Origin of the sequence: Sulfitobacter sp. HI0129, from assembly GCF_001635395.1 — a bacterium.
Classification (GTDB): Bacteria; Pseudomonadota; Alphaproteobacteria; order Rhodobacterales; family Rhodobacteraceae; genus Sulfitobacter.
The window spans coordinates 1-1,259 of the sequence record NZ_LWGH01000504.1 but is presented as its reverse complement, the minus strand read 5'-3'; the positions used below and the strand labels follow the sequence as shown (position 1 = coordinate 1,259).

Below are 1,259 nucleotides of genomic sequence, written 5' to 3'. Positions count from 1 at the left end.
GCGGGAATGGGGCGAGGATCGGGTCATTCGGCGAAGATACCGTGACCCTCACGCGGCGGCGGCCACCACGGCGGCCATTTCCCCGAAGGTTAAAGCCGTGCCAACCGAAGCAGCAACGCCCCCGACAGGGTCGCGAAGGTGGCAAGCAACTTGGGGAGGTTCATCTTCTCGCCGAAAAAGAAGACGCCGATCCCCAGCGCGAAGACGATGCTGGTTTCCCGCAGCGCCGTGACCAGCGCGATGGGGGCCTGTGTGAAAGCCCAGACCACGATGGCATAGGCCACGAAGGACGCCGTCCCTCCCACCCAGAAGACGCGCTTGCCCGAGACGCGCATCTGCGTCAGCACTCCGGGCGCGGTGATCCGCATGTAGGCGGCAAAGATCAGGGCGTTCAGGGTCCCGAGCCATGCGTAGAATCCCAGCGGGCTGCCCGATACCCGCGCGCCCAGCCCGTCCACCAGCGAATAGGCCGCAATGAAACAACCCGTGATCACGGCGAGCCGGGCCGCAGGCAGGTTGCGCGTCCCGTCGGACTGGCGCACCAGCGCCATGCTCATTAGCCCCAGCGCGATGATCGCAACCGCCGCCAGCTCCAGCGGGGCAAGCACCACGCCAAGAAACAGGACCGATACCGCAGCCACGATTAGCGGCGCCGTGCCCCGGGCGATGGGGTAGACCTGGCTCAGATCACCGGCCCGGTAAGCATTGAGCAGGAATATCTGGTAGCCGAAATGACAGGCCATGCCCGCCAGCAGGTAGGGCCAGCTCGCCAAGTCGGGCGCAGGCGCGACGGCCAAGGCCAGCAGGGACGCGGGAAGATGGCCGATGATGACGCCGCTCATGTTCACCCGCTTGTCCGCCCCGCCCTTCACGAGCGCGTTCCAGCCCGCGTGCAAAAGCGCGGCACAGAGAACGGCGAGGAACACGGTTGTCGTCATGCCGCCCGTTGTCCTTCGATTTCGAACCGGCGGCAAGGGGGCCGCGCAGCCGCTTCAGTCAGCCGCAAGCCAGGGGCCGCCCCCCGGCAGTTCCGGTCGGAAATAGGCGATCATCCTCGGCTGCTGGTCCCGCGACCGCGCCCCGTCCCGCCCTGCGCCTCCCCATGGCGCGACGCCGTGCAGCACGTGCCGGTGCAGCAGGATCGCCTGACCCGGTCGGGCCACCACCCGGACAGGTTCGATCCGGTCGAAGACGACGCGCCGCGCGGCGTGATACGCCTCCGTCAGATCGACGGTCCCGGGGGGTGCCATTCCAACAGC

General features: G+C 67.8%; 1 protein-coding gene and 1 pseudogene. Both read right to left on the bottom strand.

Going from position 1 to position 1,259, the window contains the following annotated elements; translation table 11 throughout:
- Positions 1-89: 89 nt before the first annotated feature.
- Positions 90-938, bottom strand: a complete 849-nt coding sequence (locus A3764_RS13785) for an EamA family transporter (RefSeq protein ID WP_067925124.1) — start codon at positions 936-938, stop codon at positions 90-92.
- A 54-nt stretch (positions 939-992) separates the two neighbouring features.
- A pseudogene (locus A3764_RS13780) lies at positions 993-1,259 on the bottom strand (hypothetical protein); the annotation flags it as partial.

Bases quoted from the DNA above. Each gene is read 5' to 3' on its own strand.
- A3764_RS13785 (WP_067925124.1), bottom strand. From the start codon at position 938: ATGACGACAACCGTGTTCCTCGCCGTTCTCTGTGCCGCGCTTTTGCAC.